This is a genomic window from Acinetobacter sp. XS-4 (genome assembly GCF_023920705.1).
Lineage (GTDB): Bacteria > Pseudomonadota > Gammaproteobacteria > Pseudomonadales > Moraxellaceae > Acinetobacter.
In genome coordinates, this window is record NZ_CP094657.1 from 409,034 (window position 1) to 432,953 (window position 23,920).

The following is a 23,920-nucleotide window of genomic DNA, read 5'->3' on the forward strand; positions in this document are numbered from 1 at the left end:
TAATCACATCCGAAAGAAATGTCAGAAAAGCGAATTTTGTCGAAAATAAATACACCTGAAAATACATTTTCTGCTACATTCAGGACTTATACTTTTATGTGAAAAAACAACTATTTTTTATTTTTAGCAAGTTTTGCTAAAAAGATAAAGCTATAAGGTTTTAAAAAAGGTTATGCATTTAAAATATCTCAGTTTATGTTTATTTAGTTTGGGTTTGACCGCGTGTGCGCAGCATAACCTACGTCCATCAGTGGCATCTGCCAACTTAGATCAAAAAGTCATTCAGGGTATGAATGCAATGTATGAATACCCAAGCTATGACTACCGTGGGCATTTTAAAGTTAATGTTGATCAAAATCAGCCCAAGAAAATAAGCGCTGTAGAGAAAACGGCTCAGCTTGATGCTGGAGTGCAAAAAAAAGTAGATCAATATTTACGTGAACAAAAAACTAATTTGAATAAAAAACAGAAGCAGGCGCTTTATGCCGCAATTGCAAATGAGCAATCTGTTTCGGGTGTATCTGACGAATCACGTTCAGAAAAAGTAAATGCCGTATTAATTAATTTATTAAATGATCTCCAATTTAGTTACGATGGTTCAGTTCATTACCGACAAAAAGTGGGGTCGTTAAATCTCACTGCAAGATATGAGAAACCGACCTTACTGGTACAGGCAAAATTGCCAATGGTACTTGATCTGAAAGACTATAAATTTTACGTTAATTATTTCGGATTAATGCCTTATCTGGTCAATAAAGACAATCAAAATAACTTGGCATATGTCGATTTTTCAAAGTATAAAAATCTGTTTACAAACGTCGATATGAAGAAGTTTGTTGAATATGCAAAAGCTTCTGGTGCTGTGTCTTATCGTTTAGCTGAACCACAAAATTTACAACGTTTATCCGTTAGTGATGCTGAGCGTAAAGCCGGAATTGTAGAGAAAATTCGATTAAAAGATACGGTTGAGGAGTTATTGCTGCAATCGGAACTTTATGGTCAAGTTAATGAAAAATATTTGCAAAAAAGTGTTTTAGGGTTTGACGACCAAAAGATTGCTGAATCTATAGCAACAGAATTAGCTGCTTCGGAAGCTAAGAAAAAAGCGGGCAGTGCTGAGGGGCAGAAAGTTTCTTCTGAGGATGCCGCAGCTGTCAGTCAGCAACTTTATTCGCTTATTAATGCTCATTTTGGCAATACATTGGCTTCTGAGGAAGGTGATGAAGACCAAGCAAGTGCAGCTCAAGATGTGGCAGCAGCAGAAGCAGCCTCTGATTCAGCTCAAGCCGAAGACGTTGCTGTAGCAGATGATGAGCAAACCGCAGAAGTCGCTTCACTTACAGAAGATCAATGTGTTGAATTACAGGCTCTTAATAAACCAGTTGCGTTAGGCGATATTAATTACTGCCAAATTTACGGTATTGATGTACTTGATCGGAGCGCTGTAAATACCGAAAAAACTCAGATTAAAGCTCGTCGAGCTGCATTAAAACAAACTTTTGCAGCTTATGATCAGAACCAGTTTGTGAATGATGATGCATTCAAAGCTTTATGGTTAAAACATAAAGCAGAGATTGATCAAGCTTTACCAAAACAAAGAAATCCAATTACGATTGATGTTGGACTTGATGAAAAAGGCCGTTTAGTCAACGCAGATTACGATGTTGCATATACACCAGCTGAATTTAACCATCGCTTTAATATTAAAGCAGACATGCAAATTCTAAATTATGGTAAAGCCACTTCAATTGACCAGCAGCAGCTTAAACAAGCTAAATCAGTTGCTGAAGCAAGCAAAGGTTCGCTATTTGAAAACTTTGTAAAAGTCTTTAGTGAAAAACTTGGGCAGAGTGATGTTTCTGAACATCCGGTTGGCTTACATAGTGATGTACAAGATTTAGATTCGAGTCTGGCGCTGTTGGCTAACCAAACTTATGATGCAACACGTGCCTATGATAAAACGTATAAGGCTGTGTTTATTGCAAAATTGACTGCCGAAAAACCCTCATATATTAATTATTATTCAGTTCAACAGTTGCAAGAAATTGCCGAAGTTTATGCTTACTGGTTCTCTGAAGAAGAAACCTATAATCCTCAAGGTAAGGCTTTAGAGCGTATAGAGGCATTGCAGAAAAAGCATCACCTTGAGCAAGAAGAGCAATTTGATAATGATTTAGGTCGTGCTGTGGACCATATTGTGATTACGACAATACAAGGTGAGGCAGGGCGTGAAGCATGGCAAAAATTACAGAAACAATATAAGCAGCCTGAGCAGCTTTTCTCGAAACAATATCAATTAAAATTTGAACAACAAAATGGTGCTTCTGCTGAAGAAAAACAATTGTTGTCAGAAACAGCTGATATTTTAGGTAAGGCTTATGCTGCTGCACGTAAACAGCAACTTACGGAAAAGACAATTCAGAATTTAAAACCTGAACATAATGAATTTATTGATTATGAGATTTTCCGCGATGTTTACCAGCAAATGGTTACAACTAAAAAGTAATAAATAATACAGTCAAAAAAGAACCTACTTAAAGTAGGTTCTTTTTGCTTTATAGAAAATCTTTTAATTCAGGTCTCACACCATTCCAGATATAGAAAGCTTCAATGGCCTGACCCACTAACATCCCAAAACCTTCTGCATAAGGCACATTGCGTTGTTTAGCTTGGTCAAGGAAGCTAGATGGTTTTCCGTAAGCCATTTCATAGGCATATTTGAACTCTAAATTTTCAGGTAATTGTAATACGTCACCTGAAAGGCTTGCAGAAGTTGCATTAATCACAATGTCAAAATTCCCTTCTAACGCGTTTAGAGAAATTGCTTGTAATTGAGCTTGGGAAACTGCTGCTTTTAAGTCATCTACCAGCTGTTCAGCACGCGCTAAAGTGCGGTTTGCAATCACAATTTTTTTAGCGCCAGCCTGTACCAGTGGGTAAATAACACCACGAGTTGCACCGCCAGCCCCTAAAATTAAAATAGCTGTATTTTCTAGGTTCCAGTCTAAGGCTTGAATTGCGGCCACTAAGCCTTGGCCATCAGTATTATCGCCGTGCAATTTGCCATTCTGCATCCATAATGTATTAACCGCTTTCGCAATCTGAGCACGTTCAGTTAACACATCACACAAAGCAAAAGCCTGTTCTTTAAACGGTACGGTAACGTTCATGCCAGTGCCGCCATTTGCAAAGAAACTACGCATACTCGGTTCAAAACCATCAAGAGGGGCAAGACGTTTTTGATAATCGAGGTCAACACCTGTTTTTTCAGCGAAGGCATGATGCAATTCAGGAGAGCGCGATTGTTCGATTGGGTTGCCAATTACTGCAAACTGTTTGGTCATTCTTATATCCAAAATTTTAAAATGGCATGAAGCAGTTAAAAACGTGTGCTGAATATTCAGCAGGCCTCACTATAAGTCAAATTGGAATAAGAAAAAATATTTGAATGAGGTTCAAAAAATGAAAATAAAAAAGGAGATTCTTTAGGGTGGAAGCCAAAGAATCTCCAAAAAGCAAAAAAATTAAGCGACTTTTTCTTTTAGATTTAGCCAGTCACGTGGTTTTAGGTAATAGTCAGTTAAACGTTTCTCTGGCGAGTCTTCATCCCATTCAGGACGATACGACCAACCTGCAAGGTTAGGGAGGCTGACTAAAATAGATTCGATACGTCCACCTGTTTGTAAGCCAAACAATGTTCCGCGGTCATAGACTAAGTTATATTCGACATATCTACCACGACGGTAAATTTGGAACTCACGTTGAGCTTCGGTGTAAGGCTGTTCACGATGTTTTTCAAAAATTGGCAGAATGGCATTTAAATAACCATTACCTACAGCCTGAATATATTTAAAGCAAGTTTCGAAATCCCAGCCATTGAGATCATCGAAAAATAAACCGCCGACGCCACGTTGTTCATCACGATGTTTTAAATAAAAGTAGTCATCACACCATTTTTTATGTTCAGCATAGACATGGTCACCAAAAGGCTGACATAAGTCATGAGCGGCTTGATGCCAATCAATAACATCTTGCTCATCTGGATAAAAAGGAGTTAAGTCAAAACCACCGCCAAACCACCAAATTGGATCTTGTCCTTCAGGCTCTGCAACGAATAAACGTACATTGGCATGAGAAGTCGGAATATTTGGATTTTTAGGATGAATCACCAATGACACGCCAAGGGCTTGAGCTTTAGCTCCAGCAATTTGAGGGTGTCTTTCTGTAGCAGAAGCGGGCAGTTTACTAATGTTGATGTGAGAGAACATCACACCACCTTTTTCAATCACTGTACCATTTTGCAGTACTCGTGAACGCCCACCACCGCCTTCAGGACGTTCCCAATCATCAATAATAAATTCACTCGTACCGCCGCCAGCTTTTTCTTGTTGTTCTAAACCAGCACATATACGAGCTTGTAAATCGAGGAGAAATTCGTGGACACGTTGAATATCTGTGGAAGTCGGATGTTGCATAGTGACCCTCAAAGATGATTGAGATAGGAGATAGGTACATCAAAACACAAAACCATAAAAAAAGTAAGGGATTTTTAAGAAATGTCTCAAAAATCCCTTGCGATTGCTTTTTTAATATTTATTTTTTTAAAAAATCATCTTTTTGGTAAAGGTGATCCATACGTTCACGTTTAGTTTTTAAATATTGTTCATTAAAAGGGTTACGTCCAACCGTTAATGGAACACGGTCAACAACATTAATTCCTTGATCTTTGAGTGCCTGAATTTTCAAAGGATTGTTGGTAATTAATTTAACTTCTTTTACTTCTAAATGATCGAGCATGATGCTACACATGTCGTAACGACGTGCATCGGCAGGTAAATTTAAAAGTAAATTAGCATCTACGGTGTCATGACCTTGATCTTGTAAAGCATAGGCGCGAATTTTATTTGTAAGCCCAATACCACGGCCTTCTTGACGTAAATATAAAATAATGCCTTGACCTGCCTCGTTAATGAGCTTTTGAGTTGCCTGCAATTGAGGACCACAGTCGCATTTTAATGACGCAAAAGCATCACCTGTTAAACATTCTGAATGTACACGAACCAAAACAGGGCCTGTAGGTGGATTTTCTAACCCTTTAGAAAGTGCCACATGTTCTTCACCTGATACTGGATCTTGAAACACAGAAATATTGAATTCACCAAAAGCGGTCGGGAGTTTTGATGTTGCAATGAACTCTATAGGCACAGATTAACTCATCTTTTAACCGAAAACGGTTTAAAGTATAGCGTAATGCTGGGAGATTGGTCGAATTGTCATAATCATTTTGCACACTAAGGTTTTCTTTTTTGTATAAAGATGACGATAATAGTTGATAAATAGTCAGATTATTCAGGATAATCTGCCAACCATACCCATGATGTATGAGAGACTGCTTTGCATGACCTCGTTCGCAAATGTGGCTGATTGAAGGTGACTTCATTCGATTGTATGATCGACCCATTTTGACCCAGCTTAGGATTTGCCAGGCTTATAAAGGCTTTGCCACATATGTTGTATACCGAAATTCCAACTCAACGCCCTGTTACGCCATTGTTAGATGCAATTGATCATCCTCAACAATTACGTCAGCTCGAGCATAGCCAATTGGTTCAAGTGGCTGATGAGTTGCGTCAATATATTTTATATGCAGCAGGCCAGAGTGGTGGCCATTTCGGTGCTAATCTCGGCGTGGTTGAGCTGACGGTTGCGCTGCATTATTGCTTTAATACACCAAATGACCGATTAGTTTGGGATGTGGGACATCAGGCGTATCCGCATAAAGTCCTGACAGGCCGTCGTGAGCAAATGACGACGATTCGTTCTAAAAATGGTTTAGCAGCATTTCCAGCCAGAGAAGAATCCGTTTTTGATACATTCGGCGTAGGGCATTCATCAACAGCAATTTCAGCTGGTTTAGGAATGTCGTTAGCACGTCGCTATCAAAACGATCCATGTGAAGTCGTTTGTATTGTTGGTGATGGTGCAATGACAGCAGGTATGGCGTTTGAAGCCATGAACGATGCTGTTGCACATGATGCTGATTTAATTGTTGTGCTGAATGACAATGACATGTCAATTTCTTGTAGCACAGGCGGTTTTGCTAAACATTTGGCTGCAATTTGGGAAAAAGGCCATTTAGTTAACGTTAACGAAGATGGCGAAGCCTATATCCAGCCACATCCAAAATGGACGTATAACTCCCGGTTGCATCAATCAGCAACAGATGCGGCAGATAATTTATTTAAAGCAATTGGTTTTGATTATTTTGGCCCATTCGATGGCCATGACGTAAATCAACTGGCCCAAGTATTCAATGCTCTGAAGAAGCGTAAAGGCCCACGGTTAGTCCACGTCTATACTAAAAAAGGTAAAGGTTTCACTCCAGCAGAAGCGGATCCGATTACCTATCATGCAATTAGCAAAATTAATGCGACTTCAGCAGGTAAGACACCACCTAAATATTCTGATGTATTTGGTCAGTGGTTATGTGATGAGGCAGCACAAGATGAGCGTCTACTTGCGATCACACCAGCGATGTGTGAAGGCTCAGGTATGGTTCAGTTTGCTAAAGAATTTCCGCAGAGATTTTTTGATGTCGCGATTGCTGAACAGCATGCAGTAACACTTGCAGCAGGAATGGCTTGTGAGGGCTTAAAACCTGTTGTTGCAATCTATTCAACGTTTTTGCAACGTGGTTATGATCAGCTTATTCATGATGTCGCATTACAAAACCTTGATGTGACTTTCGGAATTGACCGTGCAGGTTTAGTTGGTGAAGATGGTCCAACTCATGCAGGTGCATATGATTATGCATACATGCGTACAGTTCCAAACATGGTCATCATGGCACCAAAAGATGAAAATGAATGCCGTCAGATGCTTCATACAGCCTATGCCTATAATGGACCAGCTGCGGTGCGTTACCCACGTGGTGCAGGGGTGGGTGTTGAAATTCAGCAAGAGTTGACCGCTATTGAATTAGGGAAAGCTGAAATCGTTGCTGAAATTAAATCTACTTGTGATGAACAAATTACAATTTTGGCATTTGGTAGTCGCGTTATGGTTGCCATAGAAGCTGCTGAGCAATTTGCACAAAAACATGATGTGGGTGTGCGCGTTGTAAATATGCGTTTTGTGAAACCACTTGATGAAAAAATGATTCGTGATTTGGCTGAGCACACACATTTATTTGTCACTGTTGAAGAGCATGCCATTATGGGTGGTGCCGGAAGTGCGGTAAATGAGTTCATGGCGCAAGAACAAATTGTGAAACCTATCATTAATTTAGGCTTACCAGATTTGTTCTTACAACAGGCTTCACACGGACAAATGTTACAAGATTGTGGGTTAGATGCTAAAGGTATTTTGAGCTCAATTGAGAAAGTTTGGCTTAAGCTAAATCAGGTGGTTTAGACTTCCAATAAAATTTTTGAAACATTTTCCCCCTAAAAGCGCATATATTTGCTAAAATATCTGCGCTTTTATGCATTATTCTTTGTCAAAATCTTCAAATTTGTCTAGTGGGTGTTCAATGGAACCTATGGTGGTTATGGCTGCGCGTGCGGCTCAAACAGTTGGTCAAGAGCTTTTAAAAGCGCATCAAAATCGTCATAAACTCGATTTGCAAGTTGAAGAGAAAGGCATTGATGGCCCAGTAACACGTGTAGATCGTTATTTAGAACAGTTAGCGATTGATACGTTGCGTAAAAGTTATAAAAACCATAGCTTCTTAGGTGAAGAGTTTGGTTTACAAGAAGGCAAAGGCCATGATGCAGAGTGGTGCTGGGTAATTGACCCGCTTGATGGCACACAAAACTTTATTAATGGTTTCCCTCATTTCTGTATTTCAATTGCAGTTCAGCATAAAGGTGTTACTCAACACGGCGTAATCTACGATCCAGTACGTGATGAGTTATTCTCTGCTAGCCGTGGTCGCGGTGCAGTTATGAATCAACGCCGTATTCGTGTAAATGTAAAAGATAGTTTAGAAAATACATTCTTAGCAGTAGGCCATCCTTACCGTGCTAAACGTGCTGGCGAAATCGTATCTTATGCAGAGCAGCATTTCGCATCATTATTAGCTGTTACTGAAGCTGGTGCACAAATCCGTCGTGGTGGTTCAGCTGCTCTAGATTTAGCATATGTTGCTGCAGGTCGTTTTGATGGTTTCTTTGAGCTTGGTTTAAAGCCATGGGATATTGCTGCCGGTGAACTTATTCTTAAAGAAGCGGGCGGTGTAGTTGTTGACGCGCGTGGCGGTAATAACTCATTTGAAAATGGTCAAGTACTCGCATGTTCGCTTAAACTGTTAAAACCTTTAATGCAAACTGTTGTTCCTGCTTGGGATAAAGCTGCAAAATAATTTAGCTTATTCTAAATAAAACCCTCTTTAATCAGAGGGTTTTATGTTTTTAGTGAAGAGTAAATTAAATTAATTCAAGAAAGATGCATAAAGTTGATTAAAACAGGTGACTTTTAAATTATTTCTGCTATAATCCGCCAACGCACTTAAATTTCCGTTCATTACCTGAACATTCTGTTCTATTCATTGTAAGCGCACGCTGTCCATAGAGAGGACCATTACTTGCGCCCCAATCGCTCAGCGATTCTTCAGGTTCGGCCGTAATCAAGCGTGCGTTTAGTCCACATCGTCGTTACTCGGATTGCTGCTGAAAAAACGTTTCAGCTAACTTTGCTTTGCCGCTTTTTGCCGATGTCTATTTTTTTGTATTTATTAAAAATGGAGCACCCACAAGGGTGAAACTCTCTATGAGCAAAACTTTTGCCGAATTTTCTTTGCATGAAACCTTACAACAAGCGCTTGAAGGTTTAGGTTTTACTGCCCCGACTCCTGTGCAAGAACAAGCAATTCCTGCTGCTTTAGAAGGTAAAGACCTTCTCGTATCAAGCCAAACTGGCTCTGGTAAAACTGCTGCATTCTTACTCCCAACATTAAATGCTTTAGCTGGTCAAGAGACTGTTGTACCGTTCAAAGACCGTATGAAAGCAGTAACTCAACCGAATATCTTGGTAATTTCACCAACTCGTGAATTGGCTCAGCAAGTAAGTCAAGATGCAATTGCATTTGTACGTCACATGAAAGGTGTTCGTATTGCTGCCATTATGGGCGGTATGCCATTTGCAAAACAAATTCAACAATTAAAAGGCGCGCAAGTTGTTGTTGCAACACCTGGTCGTTTACTTGACTTGGTAAATCGTCGTCAAATTAAATTAGATCAAGTAGATGCTTTAATCGTTGATGAAGCTGACCGTATGCTTGACCTAGGTTTCTCTGAAGACTTAGAAGCAATTAGCGAATTAGCGGCTAACCGTAAACAAACATTAATGTTCTCTGCAACATTTGCTGATCGTATCATTCGTCTTGCATCATGCATGATGAAGGATCCTATGCGTATCGCAATTGAAACAGGTCATTCAACCAATACAGATATTACGCAAACATTGCATTGGACTGATGGCTTTGAACATAAGAAAAAATTACTTACCCATTGGTTAAGTGATGAAAACTTAGATCAAGCTGTTGTTTTTGCTAGCACGCAAGAAGATACAGATATGTTGGCAGAAGAACTTGCTGAAGCAGGTCACTCTGTTGTTGCACTTCACGGTGCAATGCCACAAACAGTTCGTAACCGTCGTTTACGTAGTATTCGTGAAGGTCGCGCAAAAATCTTAGTTGCAACTGACGTTGCTGCTCGTGGTCTTGACGTTCCCACTATTTCTCACGTAATTAACTTCGGTCTTCCGATGAAGCATGAAGATTATGTACACCGTATTGGTCGTACAGGTCGTGCTGGTCGTACTGGTCAAGCAATTACTTTAGCGACTTATCGTGAACGCGGTAAGATTCGTGCACTTGAAGAATATTTAGAAGCTCGTTTAAGTGTTTCTGAAATTGAAGGCTTAGAGCCATCTCCACCTCCTGCTCGTTCAGGTCGTGATGGCGGCGGTCGTGGTCGTGGTGGTAATGGCGGTAGCCGTGATGGTCGTCGTAGTGGCGGCGGTTTCGGTGGCGGTCGTCGTTTTGAAGGCGAAAGCAACTTCAAGCGCCGTGAAGGTGGTCGTGATGACCGTCCACGTCGTAGCTTCGATGATAAACCACGTGGTGAGCGTCCAGCATTTGGTGGTGAAGATCGTCCACGTCGCGAGTTCAATGCAGACCGCCCACGTCGTGAAGGTGGTTTTGAAGATCGTCCACGTCGTGAGTTCGGTTCAGATCGTCCACGTCGCGAAGGTGGTTTCAATGATAAACCGCGTTTTGACTCGAATGATGACAACCGTGGTAATCGCGTAGATTATAAACCACGTCGCGAAAGTGGTTTTGGTGACCGTCCAAAACGTAGCTTCGGTGGTGAAGATCGTCCGCGTCGTAGTTTTGATGACAAGCCACGTGGCGAGCGTCCAGCGTTTGGTGGTGAAGATCGTCCACGTCGTAGTTTTGATGACAAACCACGTGGTGAACGTCCAGCGTTCGGTGGTGAAGATCGTCCGCGTCGCGAGTTCAACTCAGATCGTCCACGTCGTGAAGGTGGTTTCAGCGATAAGCCACGTCGTAGCTTCGATGATAAACCACGTGGTGAACGTCCAGCGTTTGGTGAAGATCGTCCAAAACGTAGCTTTGGTGGTGAAGATCGTCCGCGTCGTAGTTTTGATGACAAGCCGCCGCGTCGTAAATTCGACCGCTAATCAATATTTAGTTTAAAAAAAGGCCAGTAAAAATACTGGCCTTTTTTATTTTTCAGTTTTGTTATAAACTAACAAAATGTGAATTGGTTCAATTTTTTATTAAATAATGCGTAAAAGTAAGCGAAAAGAGACTGTAATGGCACAATTGAGGAACCTGTTGGTTCAGCATGGATTGCCTTATCTTTTTATTGCACTCGTTTTGTGTAATGGTGTTTACTTCGCCTACGCTTTTATAAATGGAAGTTCTGTTGAGCAATTCCAAGCTTCTGAATTGACCTCTTTTTACGAGCATACTTCTTCGACTTCTATTAAGTAAGTTAGATTTGCTTTTGTCAAAATTACAACAAGTTTGCTAATTTTCAGTGTTATAGTATGCGTGCATAAAAGTGCAGGAACGATTGCCATTATGAATAATAAAACTCCTCTCTCGACTCAACCGCTTATTGAAGTGAAGAACTTGAGTTTTAATCGAGGGGAACGCGTCATTTATGACAATATTAGTTTAAATATACGTCGAGGCCAGATTACGGCCATTATGGGACCTTCTGGTACAGGTAAAACAACTTTATTACGTCTGATTGGTGGACAGTTAGTTCCAGATCAGGGGGAAGTTTTACTCGACGCTAAAGATATTGCCAAAATGTCTCGTCAGGAACTTTTTTCCGCTCGTGCACGTATGGGAATGTTATTTCAGAGTGGAGCTCTATTTACGGATATGTCCGTTTATGAAAATGTGGCGTTTCCAATCCGAGCGCACACAAAGCTTCCTGAAAATCTCATTGCTGAACTCGTTGCATTAAAACTTGAGTCGGTGGGTTTGCGTGGTTCTGAACAATTAATGCCGACAGAACTTTCAGGTGGTATGAATCGTCGTGTGGCATTGGCTCGCGCGATAGCACTTGATCCCGATTTAATCATGTACGATGAACCTTTTGCTGGTCAAGACCCAATTGTGAAAGGCGTTTTGACACGTTTAATTCGTTCCCTACGTGAAGCGTTAGATTTAACAACAATTATTGTTTCGCATGATGTTGCAGAAACATTATCGATTGCTGACTACATCTATGTGGTAGCTGAAGGAAAAATTCAGGGAGAGGGTACACCTGAAGAGTTGCAAAAACATGCTTCTCCATTTGTGCACCAATTCTTAACAGGTTCGGAAGAAGGACCCGTTGAATACCAGTTTAGTCATCAAGCTTATTTAAATAACGAGGTTCGTCCATGAATACGATTGCCTGGTTAGGTAGACTCGTTATTGAGCGGATTCGAGGCATTGGTGCAGCGGCACATATGCTCTTGCAGATTATTTTTTCATTTCCTACCAAGGGTGGTTTTGGTCGTTTTGGTTACCAAATGCACCGCGTAGGTGTGATGTCCTTACTTATTATTACCGTTTCTGGTTTGTTTATTGGCGCAGTTCTTGGCTTGCAGATGTATAGCATTTTGGTCACTTTTGGTGCTGAGTCGATGTTGGGTACAGCGATTTCGTTAACCCTACTCCGTGAGCTTGCTTCTGTAGTTGCTGCATTGCTATTTGCAGGACGAGCAGGTTCTGCATTGACTGCCGAAATTGGTTCAATGAAGCAAAGCGAACAGCTTGCCAGTATGGAAATGATAGGTGTTGACCCTTTAAAGCAAATCGTATCACCACGTCTTTGGGCAGGTATTGTCAGTTTGCCAATGTTAACTGTGATATTTGCAGCCATTGGTATTATTGGTGGCAAGATGGTCGGTGTTGACTTTTTAGGTGCTGATGAAGGCTCCTTCTGGAGTGGTATGCAAAATACTGTGCGTTTCGGGCATGACATTATCAATGGCACGATTATTAAAAGTATTGTTTTTGCTTTGATTTGTACATGGGTCGCTGTTTATCAAGGCTATGCCTGTGATCCGACACCAGAAGGCATTGCAACGGCAATGACCCGGACGGTTGTGTATTCTTCATTATGTGTTTTAGGTTTTGATTTCGTGTTGACTGCGGTCATGTTCGGAGGGATTTAATGAAATCACGTAGTAGTGAACTGGCCGTTGGTGTCTTTGTTATTATCTTCGGTATTGCATTGTTTTTTTTAGCGATGAAAGTCAGTGGTCTTGTTGGTACGAACTTAAGTGATAGTTATACCATGAAAGCTCAGTTTGATAACGTCAATGGGCTAAAGCCGCGCGCTAAAGTAACAATGAGTGGTGTTACAATTGGTCGTGTCGATTCAATTACGCTTGATCCTGTTACGCGTTTGGCTACCGTAACATTTGGTTTAGATGGAAAGTTGACAAGTTTCAATCCTGAACAATTAAAAGAAGTTCAGAAAAATGCATTGGAAGAATTGCGTTATAGCTCGGATTATACGCAGGCTTCTCCAGAGCAACAAAAAGCAATGGAACAGCAACTGACCAGTAACATGACCTCCATCACAAGTATTGATGAAGATGCTTATATAATGGTTGCAACCAATGGTTTGTTGGGTGAGAAATATTTGAAAGTCGTACCTGGTGGTGGTGTGAACTACTTGAAACGAGGTGACACAATTTCAAACACTCAAGGAACTATGGATTTAGAAGATTTAATTAGTAAATTTATTACTGGTGGTGGGGCTGGTAAAGTTGCTGCCGGTTCAGGCTCAACAGAAGCGAGTGCTCCTGCAAGCACTGATAAAGATAGTGCACAAGCCTCATTTGTTGAGTAAAAGATTATTTGAAGGAGTGGTTCCTGGTGAATACGTTGTTTAAACAAACCCTGACAGCAAGTCTTTTGTCTACCATGATTGCAGGTACAGCATTTGCTGCACCTTCAGAAGCACCACCTGATTTTATCAAGCGTGTTGCTGATGGTTTGATTACTCGTTTGAAAGCTGATCATGCAAAATTGCAAAGTAATCCAGCATTAGTGAAGAGTATCGTACGTCAGAATTTAGACCCGTATGTCGATTCACAAGCATTTACTCGCATTGTAATGGGTACTTATGCAACAAATCAGTATAGTACAGCAGCACAGCGTGCTCAGTTCGAAACTAACTTCCGTAATACATTAATTGAAAATTACGGTAGCGCATTTGCTAAATATACGAACCAAAGCTATACCATGCGCCCTTACAAGGCAACTGCGGGTAAAAACCCAGTAGTGACATTGGACTTCACTCATAACGGCGACAAAATTCCTGTATCTTTCCAGTTAGCTGATAAAGGTACTCAATGGAAAATCCGTAATATCAATGTTTCTGGTATTGATTTGGGGTTACAGTTCCGTAATCAATTTGCTGCTACAGTGAAACGTAATGGCGGCGATTTGAATAAAGCAATTGCAACCTTCCAACCGGATGCAGACGCTGCCGTTAATCAGAACAAACAAAAATAGTAGGTGAAGAGTGGTTCAGTATCTCAACCAACAATTGGTTGTTTCGGGAAAAATTGATTTTGAAAATGCGGAACAACAGTATCAAGCAGGTTTAGCTATCATCAAGAAGCAACAAAGCTTTCCTCTAGTGGTAGATTTAGCAGAGCTTGAGCATGGGAGTACCTTGGCATTGGCTGTTTTGGTTCAATGGTTACGAGTGACTCCACAAAAAGCTGGTTTGCATTTTAAAAATGTACCCGAAAAAATGCTGAAGATCATTCAAGCCTGCCATTTGCAGGAAGATCTACATTTGATCTGATATGCAAGATATAAAAAAGCACCTAAATATAGGTGCTTTTTTATGCTTTGGACTAGCATTTTATTACAAAGCTTAAATCCATTTTTTCCAGCGGAAATAAATAATAGGGCCAATAAAGAAACCGATAATAATCAGTAAAACAATGATGAAACTAGTCGTACCATGTGCAAATGGCAATACATCCGTGTTCATCCCATAGATGCTGGCAATAAGCATTGGAGGAGCTAACATACTTGGTAAGATCGAGAATCGACGGATCGTGTCATTCTGCTCGGTATTAATGAACCCAGACGTCGTATCTAGCAAGAATCGTACTTTTTGAAATAGGAATGCATCATGTTCTACGAGTGAGCGAACATCTTCACTCAGTTCTCGAATATCAGCATCGTAAATATGACTGCCTAATGCGCGTGGACGTGATAAAAAAGTAAGTACGCGTCGTAAATCAATTAAACAGAGCTGAGCTTTTCCTAGCATGTCTTCTTGTTGAGCTAGGCGTGTAATCATGTCATCTAGATCTAGAATTTGTTCACGTTGGTGATTGTTAAGAACCTCTGTAGAGTATTTTTCTAAATCTTTGTGGATATCTTCTAAGATATCCGCAAGCTCATCGAGTTTTGCTTCAAGAAGGCCTAATAAAATCCATGTTGGATCTTTATAGTCCATGTCATAGTCATTTCGGCGAGCACGGGCACGAAAGGCACGAAAGGCAACTAATTTTTCTCCCCGCATCGTAAAGAGACGGTCTTTATGTAAAATAAATGCGACTGTTTGTACCATCGCTAAAATGTGTGATGAATCTTCTGCATCACCATCCACTTGATAGTTTTTATTTTTCGTTAAAAAATAAGTACTGATATGCAAAATACCATCATCATCACGGTAGAATCGTGCTGAGGATGAAATATCTTCAAGCGATTTCAGTGTAGGTAAATTTTGGTCATAGGCATCTAGTACCCATTGTTGCTCTTCTTGCGAGGGTGCAATAAGATCAAGCCAGACTAATTCGGGATGTAGATCAAATCCACCATTGATGGTGGCATCTTCCAGACTTCCGCGTTCTGTGGCATAAAAGGCTTCAAGCATGTGTCTTTTTTCCTCACGCAGTCTGATGGAAATGGATGGGTGTATTTTAGACAAGGATTTGCCGAAAAACACTTGCCAATACGCTATTTTGCAAAAAAAAACTCTATCGATAGTTTAGTTTGTCAGCATGACAGTTCAATAAAACGGTTTTTTACACTATGAATTCAATTTGTATTTTCTGTGGTTCATCTCTTGGTTCAAACCCAATTTTCCAACAAGTTGCCAAAATTGCAGGTGAGACTATCGCAAAGCAGGGTAAAACCTTGGTTTATGGTGGTGGTCGTTCAGGCTTAATGGGTGTTGTCGCTGATAGTGCCTTGCAAGCAGGTGGACAAGTCATTGGCGTGATTCCTCGTGCTTTGGTCGATCGTGAGTTAGCTCATCCGGGCTTAACTAAATTATATGTGGTCGAAAATATGCATGAGCGTAAAACTAAAATGGCAGACCTCTCTGATGGTTTTATTGCTTTACCTGGCGGTGCGGGTACATTGGAAGAAATCTTTGAACAATGGACGTGGGCGCAATTAGGTATTCATCAAAAGCCATGTGCTTTCTTAAATGTAGCTGGCTTTTATGAAGATTTACTTAAAATGATTCAAGGAACGGTAGATAATGGATTTAGCCAAGCGCGATTCGTTGATAAATTGATCGCATCAGACAAAATTGAAGATATTCTTCAACAATTTGAGCAATATCAGGCTCCTGCTCCAAAATGGATAAATGCAGATGTTCAACCATAAACGAGGTTAAATAAGTGAAAACAATTACGGTTGCTGCTGCAGTGATCTTGAACGAGCAAAATCAGTTGTTGCTTGTAAGAAAGCGTAATACCCATGCTTTTATGCAAGTGGGTGGCAAACTGGAACCCAATGAGGCGCCAGATGTCACAATGCAGCGAGAAATTTTAGAAGAAGTTGGAAGTTCTTGTGTAATTGAGCAATTTCTTGGTCGTTTCGAAACAGCCACAGCGAATGAGCCAGACCATATTCTGGTCAGTCATTTATATCTTGTCCAGCTCGATCAGGCTCCTAAAATTGCAGCCGAAATTGCAGAAATGAAATGGGTTGATTTAAATGATTCAGAAACGCACCTCGCACCATTAACCCGTGAAATTGTTATTCCTTGGTGTGAGCAGCATCTATCTACCGTTTAATCATTTTAACTAGTCAAAGTTGCCGCTACACAAGCGGCATGGATGGATGTGCAGCCTAATTGTTTAAGTGCTTGACTGAGCGCATGAATAGAGCTTCCCGTGGTTATTACGTCATCAATAATAAGAACGCGGCGATAACGTTGTTTTTCTTGAGTAAGCGCAATAAACTGTTGTTCAATGTTCTCAAAGCGTTCCAGTCGAGAAAGCCCTTTTTGCGAATGTTCAGCAAGACGTTGTACCGGCTGCCAAACAGGTATTTTTAATTGTTTGCTTAAAATATTTGCGAGTAACAACGACTGATTGAAACCACGTTCGATTAAACGTTGATTCGAAATAGGCATAGGTACGATAGCCTGTGCCTTGGAAAATTTGAGTTGTTGTAAAATTTCACCTAGCAGGATTTGATAATGTAGTTTTTGTTCATATTTAAACTGCTGAATGATCCGGCTCACTGGATAAGCATAATCACAGGCCACAAGAACTGATTGATTATTACGTTGAATTGTTTGTTTAAGCCAAGGTAACTGCTTCCAACAGTCCTTACAGAGAGAATGTTTTTCTCGGACACCTGACTCACATAACAAACAAGGTGAGAGCAATTGAATAAGATGCTGCGGATTTAAGAAATTAAACATACGCGTAGCGAGGCGCTTCTGGAAGCCAGCGTTTTAATAATGCATCTGCTTGTTCAGGGTAGTCTTTTAAGACTTGCTGAGCTACATAATGAGCTTGACTGAGTAAGTGATCATCTCGTTCTAAACGAGCAACTCTAAACCCCATATCCCCAGTTTGTTTAGTACCTAGTAATTCACCTGGTCCGCGTAACTCAAGATCTTTTTCTGCGATCACAAATCCATCATTACTTTCTCTTAAAATAGAAAGTCTCTCTTGCCCATTTTGTGAAAGAGGTGTTTTGTATAAAAGTACGCAAAAGCTGGCTTGAGCGCCTCGACCTACGCGACCCCGTAATTGGTGTAACTGAGAAAGCCCTAGGCGTTCAGCATTTTCAATGACCATAATAGAGGAATTGGGAACATCTACTCCAACTTCAATTACCGTGGTTGCGATAAGAAGCTGTAATTCATTATTCTTAAACGCTTGCATGACCGCTTGCTTTTCGTCAGCTTTCATTTTGCCATGCACTAAACCAATATTAAGCTCAGGAAAGCGCTCTTTCATTTCTTGATAGGTGGCTTCGGCGGCTTGAGCATCTAAAGTCTCAGATTGTTCAACCAGTGTGCATACCCAATATGCCTGTTTCCCATCTCTACAGTTTGAAGCAATTCGTTGAAGTACTTCTTCACGACGATCAAGGGGAATCGTAACCGTTTGAATTGGGGTACGACCCGGTGGTAACTCATCAATAATTGAAGTGTCTAAATCTCCATACGCACTCATTGCTAGTGTTCTTGGAATAGGGGTAGCTGTCATGACGAGTTGGTGCGGGGTGAACTGCTCAGCACCTTTATTACGTAGAGCTAAACGCTGATCTACGCCAAAACGATGTTGTTCATCAATAATCACTAGACCTAATTTTGCAAATCCAACGTTATCTTGAAATAAAGCATGTGTACCTATAATAAGTTCAGCGTGGCCTTCTTTAATCTGCTGCTCTGCTTGAGCACGCGCTTTACCTTTTTGTTTTCCAGACAACCATGCGACAGTAATACCTAAAGGCTCAAACCAACGTTTAAAATTCAGATAGTGCTGTTCTGCAAGAATCTCAGTAGGGGCCATTAATGCAACTTGCCAATCTGCTTCTAAAGCATGGCAAGCAGCTATAGCTGCAACCAATGTTTTTCCAGCACCTACGTCACCTTGGACTAATCGAAGCATTGGTTGGTTCTGCTTCAAATCGTTCAAAATTTCTTTTGATACACGTTTCTGTGCATTGGTCATTTGAAAGGGTAAAGCTTCTAAAAGCTTTTTAGCTAAGATTTTACTGCTTGAAAAAGCAGGAGATGCAATTTGACGGATATAAGCGCGACGATTAAGTAAACTAATTTGGTGTGCAACCAGTTCTTCAAAAATAAGCCGTTGTTGGGCTGGGTGTGAACCTTGGGCCAACTGGAGCATATTGGCATCAACAGGAGGCTCATGAATGTAATACAGAGCCTCTTTAAGTGCATAGCCATTAGTATATTGTTTTGGGAGTAGCTCTGGTAAAGCATCACTATGATGCTTTAAAGCTTGTTTTACATATTCGCGCAGTTTGAGTTGAGTTAGCCCATCCGTACTTGGGTAAATTGCTGTAAGCTGAGTTTTTGGTAGAGGTGTATGTTCATGGATGAGCTGAATTTCAGGATGATACATCTCAAGCCCGCGAGCGCCGACACGAACTTCACCAAAAATACGTAAGCGATGACCCGGTTTTATTTTGTCAGTCAGGTTTTTATAAATATGATAAAAGCGTAAGGTGACTTTACCGAATTCATCTTGAACCAAGGCCGCCATAGATTTTCTTTTTCCCGGAGGAAAATCAATTGATCTGACTTCACCTTCAAGTAAATAGCTACGCCCAACCACAAGTTGATTCATTGCAATAATCGTACTGCGGTCTTCATAATCACGTGGCAGATGAAACAGTAAATCATCTGTGGTAAAAATATTTAGTTTTTCGAGTAGGGCTGCTGAAGCCGATCCAACGCCTTGTAACTGATGGACTGAAGTCATGTCCCCTCAACGAGTTTTCTATGCATATATTATTTATCGGTTATGGTAAAACATCTCAGCGTGTTGCTAAACAACTATTTGAGAAAGAACATCAAATTACCACAATCAGCCGTAGTGTAAAAACGGATAGTTACGCAACACATCTTGTTCAAGATATCTTTAAACTCGATTTAAGTAAAATTGAACCTGTGGATGTCGTATATATTTTACTTTCTCCAAACGAGAGTACGGTTGAGGGCTACCAGCACACGTATGTAGATAGTATTGAACCGATTCGAGATGCATTAAAAATACATCCAGTAAAAAAAATAATCGTAGTGTCGTCTACGCGAGTATATGGTGAAAATGCAGGGGAGATCATTGATGATTTTAGTGAAATTCAGCCAAATGATGCACAAGGCCATATATTGCGTAATATGGAACTCCTTTGGCAAAAACATTATCCAACACAATGTGTAATTGTTCGCCCAACTGGGATTTATGGAACTTCCGTTGCCCGCTTGAAGAAAATGGCTGAAAATAGTCAAAGTTATCCAAATATACATTATAGCAATCGAATACATATTAATGATTTAGCAAGATTTTTGGCTTTTATGGCAGACTATGAAACTTATCAGGCCAGCTATATTGTGACTAATAACCAACCATTGCCTTTGCATGAAGTTATCATGTGGTTCCAAAAACAATTGGGATTGCCAGAGTTAACTTTAGAATCAAACCAAGTTTCAGGTAAACGAATTTATGCGAAACATTTGCCTGAAACGGGTTTTCAATTAGAGCATCCAATTTGCTTTAATGACTATTTATTATGTTTAAATGTTCATAGCACTAAATAAAATTTTGATTAAAATTTAAATAAGAACAGAAATACCTGATGAGGCAGTCAAATTGCCGATAAAGATAAAAAGGTTGAAAGTGAAAAAAATTTGTTTAGCTCTTATTTTGAGCATAACAGCTGTTGCGAGTTGGGCTGAGGATCAGGTGTGGTGTGCATATGATCCGATTGGTTCCCAAGGGGATATTACACGTCGTTTAAATGACATTCGGTTATATGCCCTGCAATATCAAGTCAAATTTAAAGTGGTGACCTATCAAAAAGAACAACAGGCCATACAAGCTTTTGATGGTGGTAAATGTTCAGGTTTAGCAGCATCCAATTTTAATACTTATCGTTATAACCAGTTTATGGGGAGTACCGCTGGTATCGGGCTTATTCCTAATAATCGTACTGCTAAAAACTTATTACAGCTTTTGAATCATCCAACAGTCGAGAAAAGATTAATTTCTAAGGACTATGAAGCGGTAGGAATGATTCCTGTCGGCACTGCCTATATGGTCCTAAAAAATAAGAAAATCTCTAAAGTCGCTCAATTAAGAAATCAGCGTATTGGGGTGTTACCCAACAATCCACCACAACAAGCATTGGTACGAAGTGTGGGTGGTCAGCCAGTTTATGTTGATTTATCTAATGCGATTGTTCAGTTTAAGCAAAATAAAATCGATATTGTTCCAGCTCCCATATATGGACTATTGCCATATAACTTACAAAAAGAATTTGGACCCGATGTCCAAGTCATTAACTTTCCTTTGGCATATTTTGGCGTTAATTTAATTATTAAGCCGCAAGCTTATCCTGCTAATTTCGGCCGAAAAATTCGAGGATGGTTTGTTCAAAATAGCCAATTGCTGACTAACCGTGCGACCCAGTGGGAAAATCATTTGCCTGCCTATTACTGGGTGGACGTTTCTTTTTATGAAAAGCAGAGCTATGACGTTATGGTTGCAAAAATACGTAATCAGTACGTTCTTTCAGGTTATTACGATGCTTATTTTGTTCAACTTATGAAGCGTCTGCGTTGTATGGATGATCCGCGCTATTTTGAATGCCCAATTCGCTAATAAAATAAAAGGCAACCGAAGTTGCCTTTTATTTTGGCTCAAAATCTTAAGATTTTTTACGTTTCAAACGTCGTTTTGCTTGTTGAGATGCCATAGCTTCTAGTGCATCTTTTAGCTCTTCGTCGGTAAAGGTCGTGATGTGCTGCAACATTTGTAAGGTTACTTCATCAAGTACCAACTGTGCGCCAGCAGCCATTTGACGGAAATTATCATCAAACTCAATTTGGCCTTGGTCATTGGTTCGAATGTAATTTTGCTGTGTAAGTACTTTTAAGAAGCTTTGGAATAAAGCTTTGTCGAAGAACTCAGGCGAATTAAATTCATATAGAACTGACAAACGTTGTCCAAGTAAATGACTTAATTCTTCAACCTGTTTAGCAGAAATATTACCCGAACCACGTTGAGTAATGAGTGCAAGCGTCATGTAGTAACGCTCAAGACTTTGTTTAACAGGCGTAGCTAAAACAACAAGCTGATTATGCTCTTCAGTATTTGGTGCAGAGCTAATTAAGTTACCTTCATCATCTTGCTGAATAAGGTTTGATTGAACCAATGCATTTGCATATTGCTCAATTTGTTCCTTAAGTTCGCTGCTCTTCCATTTAAGGAATAACTCTGCTTTTAAGAATGGGTAGAGCGTATAGATGACATTGGTTAAATCTGAACGGCTGATTTTTCCATTATGTTCAACAAGTGATGCAACCAATGATGGTAAAACAAAGGCGTGCAAAATGTTATTACGGAAATAGGTCAGAAGAACCGCTTGGTTGTCTTCAATTGCAATAATATCGCCGAGTGCATGCTGAACTCGTTTAATGAGTTTAAGCTTTAAACCATAAGCAATAATTTCTTTACCAGAAAGTGGAGTTACTTCCATACGTTGGTCATATGGGAAGTTTGATGCCAGATCACGGTAAGCTTCAAGCTGCTTAATACAGATTTCTTCATCAAGCGTATGCTTTGGAGTTGCAAGCAGAATAATAGAAAGTAAAGAGACAGGGTTAATCACCACAGCTCGGTTAATATTTTCTAAAATTGCATGTGCAGAGCTATTTACTGCATCTGAAACCGCTTGAGGAATTGGGTCGTCATTTTTCTCGATAAAAACATTTTCTGCATTATGTTGTTTGAGCAGGTCATCAAGAAAAACAGGTTCACCAAAGTTCACGTGGACTTTACCGAAAATACGTTCAATTTTTCGTAAGGTTTTCACAATACCAAAAATTGATTCAGCTTCTTTCGGTTTACCTTGCATTTCCCCTACGTAGGTTGAGCCTTCCATGAGGCGTTCATAACCAATGTAGGTTGGTACAAATACAATTGGCTTTGTACGGCCACGTAAGTGACTATGAACCGTCATAGCAAGCATGCCAGTCTTAGGCGGTAATAGGCGTCCTGTACGCGAACGTCCACCTTCAATAAAGTACTCAAGTGGCGTGTTACGTGACAAAATACTATATAAATATTCTTTAAATACGGTTGTATAAAGGCCATTGCCACGGAAAGAACGGCGAATAAAGAAGGCACCACCACCACGTAAAAGCTGACCAACGAAAGGCAAGTTTAGGTTATCACCTGCAGCAATATACGGAACCATAAGGCCCCGTCTATAAATTACATAAGACAATAATAAATAGTCGATGTGACTGCGGTGACAAGGTGTGTAAACCACTTCATAATCTTTTGCCAGTTCACGAACGGTACTGAAGTTATGCACATCTACGCCGTCATAAAGCTGGGTCCATAAGCGCGTTAAAGCAAGATCGGCAAAGCGGACTGCTGAGTGTGAATAATCCGATACGATTTCATTGACATAGCCAATCGCACGACGTTCAGCTTCGAGCATACTGACTTTCCCGCGAATACTTTCACGGCGGATTGCTTCTTGAACATCGCGAGACTTCACAACTGACTGCATGACATTACGGCGATCCGATAAATCGGGACCTAAGACCACTTCACGCTGACGATCTAAGTAATCATTTAACGTACTTACAATATAAGTGGCAGGTGAAAGGTTTGGATAATGCTGTTGCGCATATTCAACCAGTTCACGTAGTGATTGCGGTTCATGAAACTCTAAATAAGATTGGCGGCCATGTAAGCCAATGTTGACCAATTGCTTAACAGTGCTTGGTGTAGCCCATGTATCTGAAAATAATAGCTTAAACCAAGAGTCTTCTTTGTCTGGTGAGCGGCCCCATAAAACGGTAACTGGAACAAGCTCTATATCAAGTTCAGGATTTTCTTGTAAGACTTCAATTAATTTTAATAAGCGTGGTGGAAAAGCATGAGGAGGCGGATTCAGTAAATTATTTTCATCATTGTGCTGTAAAAATAAAACTGATGCTTTTTCCTGATGAGTGCCAACAACTAATGGGTCTAACGCAGGTTTTAAATTTAAACGACGCGTTTCACCATCTACCACCAAAGCATTGCTTCGAGAATGGTTTTGTAAGACATAGCACACCACTTTTTGGCGGTCAGTCTTTGCTTCTGTTTCTATTGCTTCTGATACTGGTTCAGTAGGAACTTCCCCAAGAACATGTGGTGTTACCACGAGGTCAAGTAACTTACTCGAAAGCCGACGATACATTTGACCAAACCCACTCTTGGACATAAGAACTCCTACTTCTTAAAGATAAATCCCAGCACCAAATGCGGAGGGTAATCATTTTGAGGCATTTATTGAAAAAAACAATATGCTAATAGCTTATAAATTATAATGCTTTTGGCATATTTTATCGTTAAAAAT

At 40.2% G+C, this 23,920-nt stretch carries 21 protein-coding genes; 14 read left to right on the forward strand and 7 right to left on the reverse strand.

Annotated elements, in window-relative coordinates; translation table 11 throughout:
- The first annotated feature begins 172 nt into the window (after positions 1 to 172).
- Complete coding sequence (locus MMY79_RS01965) at positions 173 to 2,506, forward strand: hypothetical protein (protein ID WP_252611629.1); 2,334 nt, start codon at positions 173 to 175, stop codon at positions 2,504 to 2,506.
- A gap of 49 nt (positions 2,507 to 2,555) precedes the next feature.
- Here MMY79_RS01965 and aroE read toward each other — a convergent pair whose 3' ends face one another.
- The 3 genes from aroE to ribA all read right to left on the reverse strand — a co-directional run bounded on the left by aroE (position 2,556) and on the right by ribA (position 5,205).
- The gene (aroE, locus tag MMY79_RS01970) at positions 2,556 to 3,344 is read right to left on the reverse strand and encodes a shikimate dehydrogenase (RefSeq protein WP_252611631.1); all 789 of its coding nucleotides are present in this window, start codon (positions 3,342 to 3,344) and stop codon (positions 2,556 to 2,558) included.
- Positions 3,345 to 3,524: 180 nt separating this feature from the next.
- Positions 3,525 to 4,475 carry an oxygen-dependent coproporphyrinogen oxidase gene (gene hemF / locus MMY79_RS01975; protein ID WP_252611633.1) on the reverse strand — a complete coding sequence of 317 codons (951 nt, stop codon included), beginning with the start codon at positions 4,473 to 4,475 and terminating at the stop codon, positions 3,525 to 3,527.
- Positions 4,476 to 4,593: 118 nt separating this feature from the next.
- On the reverse strand, positions 4,594 to 5,205 hold the full coding sequence (gene ribA / locus MMY79_RS01980; RefSeq protein ID WP_252611635.1) for a GTP cyclohydrolase II: 612 nt from the start codon (positions 5,203 to 5,205) through the stop codon (positions 4,594 to 4,596).
- 303 nt (positions 5,206 to 5,508) lie between these two features.
- Between ribA and dxs the strand changes: the two genes are divergently transcribed.
- The 9 genes from dxs to MMY79_RS02025 all read left to right on the forward strand — a co-directional run bounded on the left by dxs (position 5,509) and on the right by MMY79_RS02025 (position 14,354).
- Positions 5,509 to 7,413 (forward strand): 1-deoxy-D-xylulose-5-phosphate synthase, encoded by a 1,905-nt coding sequence (dxs, locus tag MMY79_RS01985; RefSeq protein WP_252611637.1) that lies wholly within the window; start codon positions 5,509 to 5,511, stop codon positions 7,411 to 7,413.
- A 118-nt stretch (positions 7,414 to 7,531) separates the two neighbouring features.
- Positions 7,532 to 8,362: an inositol monophosphatase family protein gene (locus tag MMY79_RS01990; RefSeq protein WP_005038449.1), complete on the forward strand. Its 831-nt coding sequence runs from the start codon at positions 7,532 to 7,534 to the stop codon at positions 8,360 to 8,362.
- A gap of 407 nt (positions 8,363 to 8,769) precedes the next feature.
- A complete protein-coding gene (locus MMY79_RS01995; RefSeq protein WP_252611639.1) occupies positions 8,770 to 10,704 on the forward strand; it encodes a DEAD/DEAH box helicase in 1,935 nt (644 codons plus the stop codon).
- 106 nt (positions 10,705 to 10,810) lie between these two features.
- On the forward strand, positions 10,811 to 11,020 hold the full coding sequence (locus MMY79_RS02000; protein ID WP_252611641.1) for a hypothetical protein: 210 nt from the start codon (positions 10,811 to 10,813) through the stop codon (positions 11,018 to 11,020).
- Between the two features lie 90 nt (positions 11,021 to 11,110).
- Entirely contained in the window at positions 11,111 to 11,929 is an 819-nt protein-coding gene (locus tag MMY79_RS02005; RefSeq protein WP_252611643.1) for an ABC transporter ATP-binding protein, read from the forward strand.
- Positions 11,926 to 12,705: a lipid asymmetry maintenance ABC transporter permease subunit MlaE gene (gene mlaE, locus MMY79_RS02010; protein WP_252611645.1), complete on the forward strand. Its 780-nt coding sequence runs from the start codon at positions 11,926 to 11,928 to the stop codon at positions 12,703 to 12,705. Before MMY79_RS02005 ends, mlaE begins: the two co-directional genes overlap by 4 nt.
- Positions 12,705 to 13,388: an outer membrane lipid asymmetry maintenance protein MlaD gene (locus MMY79_RS02015; RefSeq protein ID WP_252611647.1), complete on the forward strand. Its 684-nt coding sequence runs from the start codon at positions 12,705 to 12,707 to the stop codon at positions 13,386 to 13,388. The genes mlaE and MMY79_RS02015 overlap by 1 nt, the downstream gene beginning before the upstream one ends.
- 26 nt (positions 13,389 to 13,414) lie before the next feature.
- The gene (locus MMY79_RS02020; protein WP_252611649.1) at positions 13,415 to 14,056 is read left to right on the forward strand and encodes an ABC transporter substrate-binding protein; all 642 of its coding nucleotides are present in this window, start codon (positions 13,415 to 13,417) and stop codon (positions 14,054 to 14,056) included.
- A 10-nt stretch (positions 14,057 to 14,066) separates the two neighbouring features.
- Positions 14,067 to 14,354 carry an STAS domain-containing protein gene (locus tag MMY79_RS02025; RefSeq protein ID WP_252611652.1) on the forward strand — a complete coding sequence of 96 codons (288 nt, stop codon included), beginning with the start codon at positions 14,067 to 14,069 and terminating at the stop codon, positions 14,352 to 14,354.
- Positions 14,355 to 14,426: 72 nt separating this feature from the next.
- Here MMY79_RS02025 and MMY79_RS02030 read toward each other — a convergent pair whose 3' ends face one another.
- Complete coding sequence (locus tag MMY79_RS02030; protein ID WP_004789661.1) at positions 14,427 to 15,440, reverse strand: CorA family divalent cation transporter; 1,014 nt, start codon at positions 15,438 to 15,440, stop codon at positions 14,427 to 14,429.
- A 158-nt stretch (positions 15,441 to 15,598) separates the two neighbouring features.
- Between MMY79_RS02030 and MMY79_RS02035 the strand changes: the two genes are divergently transcribed.
- The gene (locus tag MMY79_RS02035) at positions 15,599 to 16,180 is read left to right on the forward strand and encodes a TIGR00730 family Rossman fold protein (RefSeq protein WP_252611654.1); all 582 of its coding nucleotides are present in this window, start codon (positions 15,599 to 15,601) and stop codon (positions 16,178 to 16,180) included.
- A 14-nt stretch (positions 16,181 to 16,194) separates the two neighbouring features.
- Positions 16,195 to 16,593, forward strand: coding sequence for an NUDIX domain-containing protein (locus MMY79_RS02040; protein ID WP_252611656.1), 399 nt, complete (start codon positions 16,195 to 16,197; stop codon positions 16,591 to 16,593).
- Between the two features lie 5 nt (positions 16,594 to 16,598).
- On the opposite strand, the gene MMY79_RS02045 is transcribed toward MMY79_RS02040, so the two are convergent.
- Both MMY79_RS02045 and recG read right to left on the reverse strand, forming a co-directional pair.
- The gene (locus MMY79_RS02045) at positions 16,599 to 17,228 is read right to left on the reverse strand and encodes a phosphoribosyltransferase family protein (RefSeq protein ID WP_252611658.1); all 630 of its coding nucleotides are present in this window, start codon (positions 17,226 to 17,228) and stop codon (positions 16,599 to 16,601) included.
- On the reverse strand, positions 17,221 to 19,266 hold the full coding sequence (gene recG, locus MMY79_RS02050; protein ID WP_252611660.1) for an ATP-dependent DNA helicase RecG: 2,046 nt from the start codon (positions 19,264 to 19,266) through the stop codon (positions 17,221 to 17,223). Before recG ends, MMY79_RS02045 begins: the two co-directional genes overlap by 8 nt.
- Positions 19,267 to 19,286: 20 nt before the next feature.
- Between recG and MMY79_RS02055 the strand changes: the two genes are divergently transcribed.
- Both MMY79_RS02055 and MMY79_RS02060 read left to right on the forward strand, forming a co-directional pair.
- Positions 19,287 to 20,102 (forward strand): NAD(P)H-binding protein, encoded by an 816-nt coding sequence (locus tag MMY79_RS02055; RefSeq protein ID WP_252611662.1) that lies wholly within the window; start codon positions 19,287 to 19,289, stop codon positions 20,100 to 20,102.
- A gap of 79 nt (positions 20,103 to 20,181) precedes the next feature.
- Positions 20,182 to 21,165, forward strand: a complete 984-nt coding sequence (locus MMY79_RS02060; protein ID WP_252611664.1) for a putative solute-binding protein — start codon at positions 20,182 to 20,184, stop codon at positions 21,163 to 21,165.
- Positions 21,166 to 21,211: 46 nt separating this feature from the next.
- Here the strand turns inward: MMY79_RS02060 and plsB are convergent, their stop codons facing one another.
- Positions 21,212 to 23,785 carry a glycerol-3-phosphate 1-O-acyltransferase PlsB gene (gene plsB, locus MMY79_RS02065; RefSeq protein ID WP_252611666.1) on the reverse strand — a complete coding sequence of 858 codons (2,574 nt, stop codon included), beginning with the start codon at positions 23,783 to 23,785 and terminating at the stop codon, positions 21,212 to 21,214.
- Positions 23,786 to 23,920: the final 135 nt, after the last annotated feature.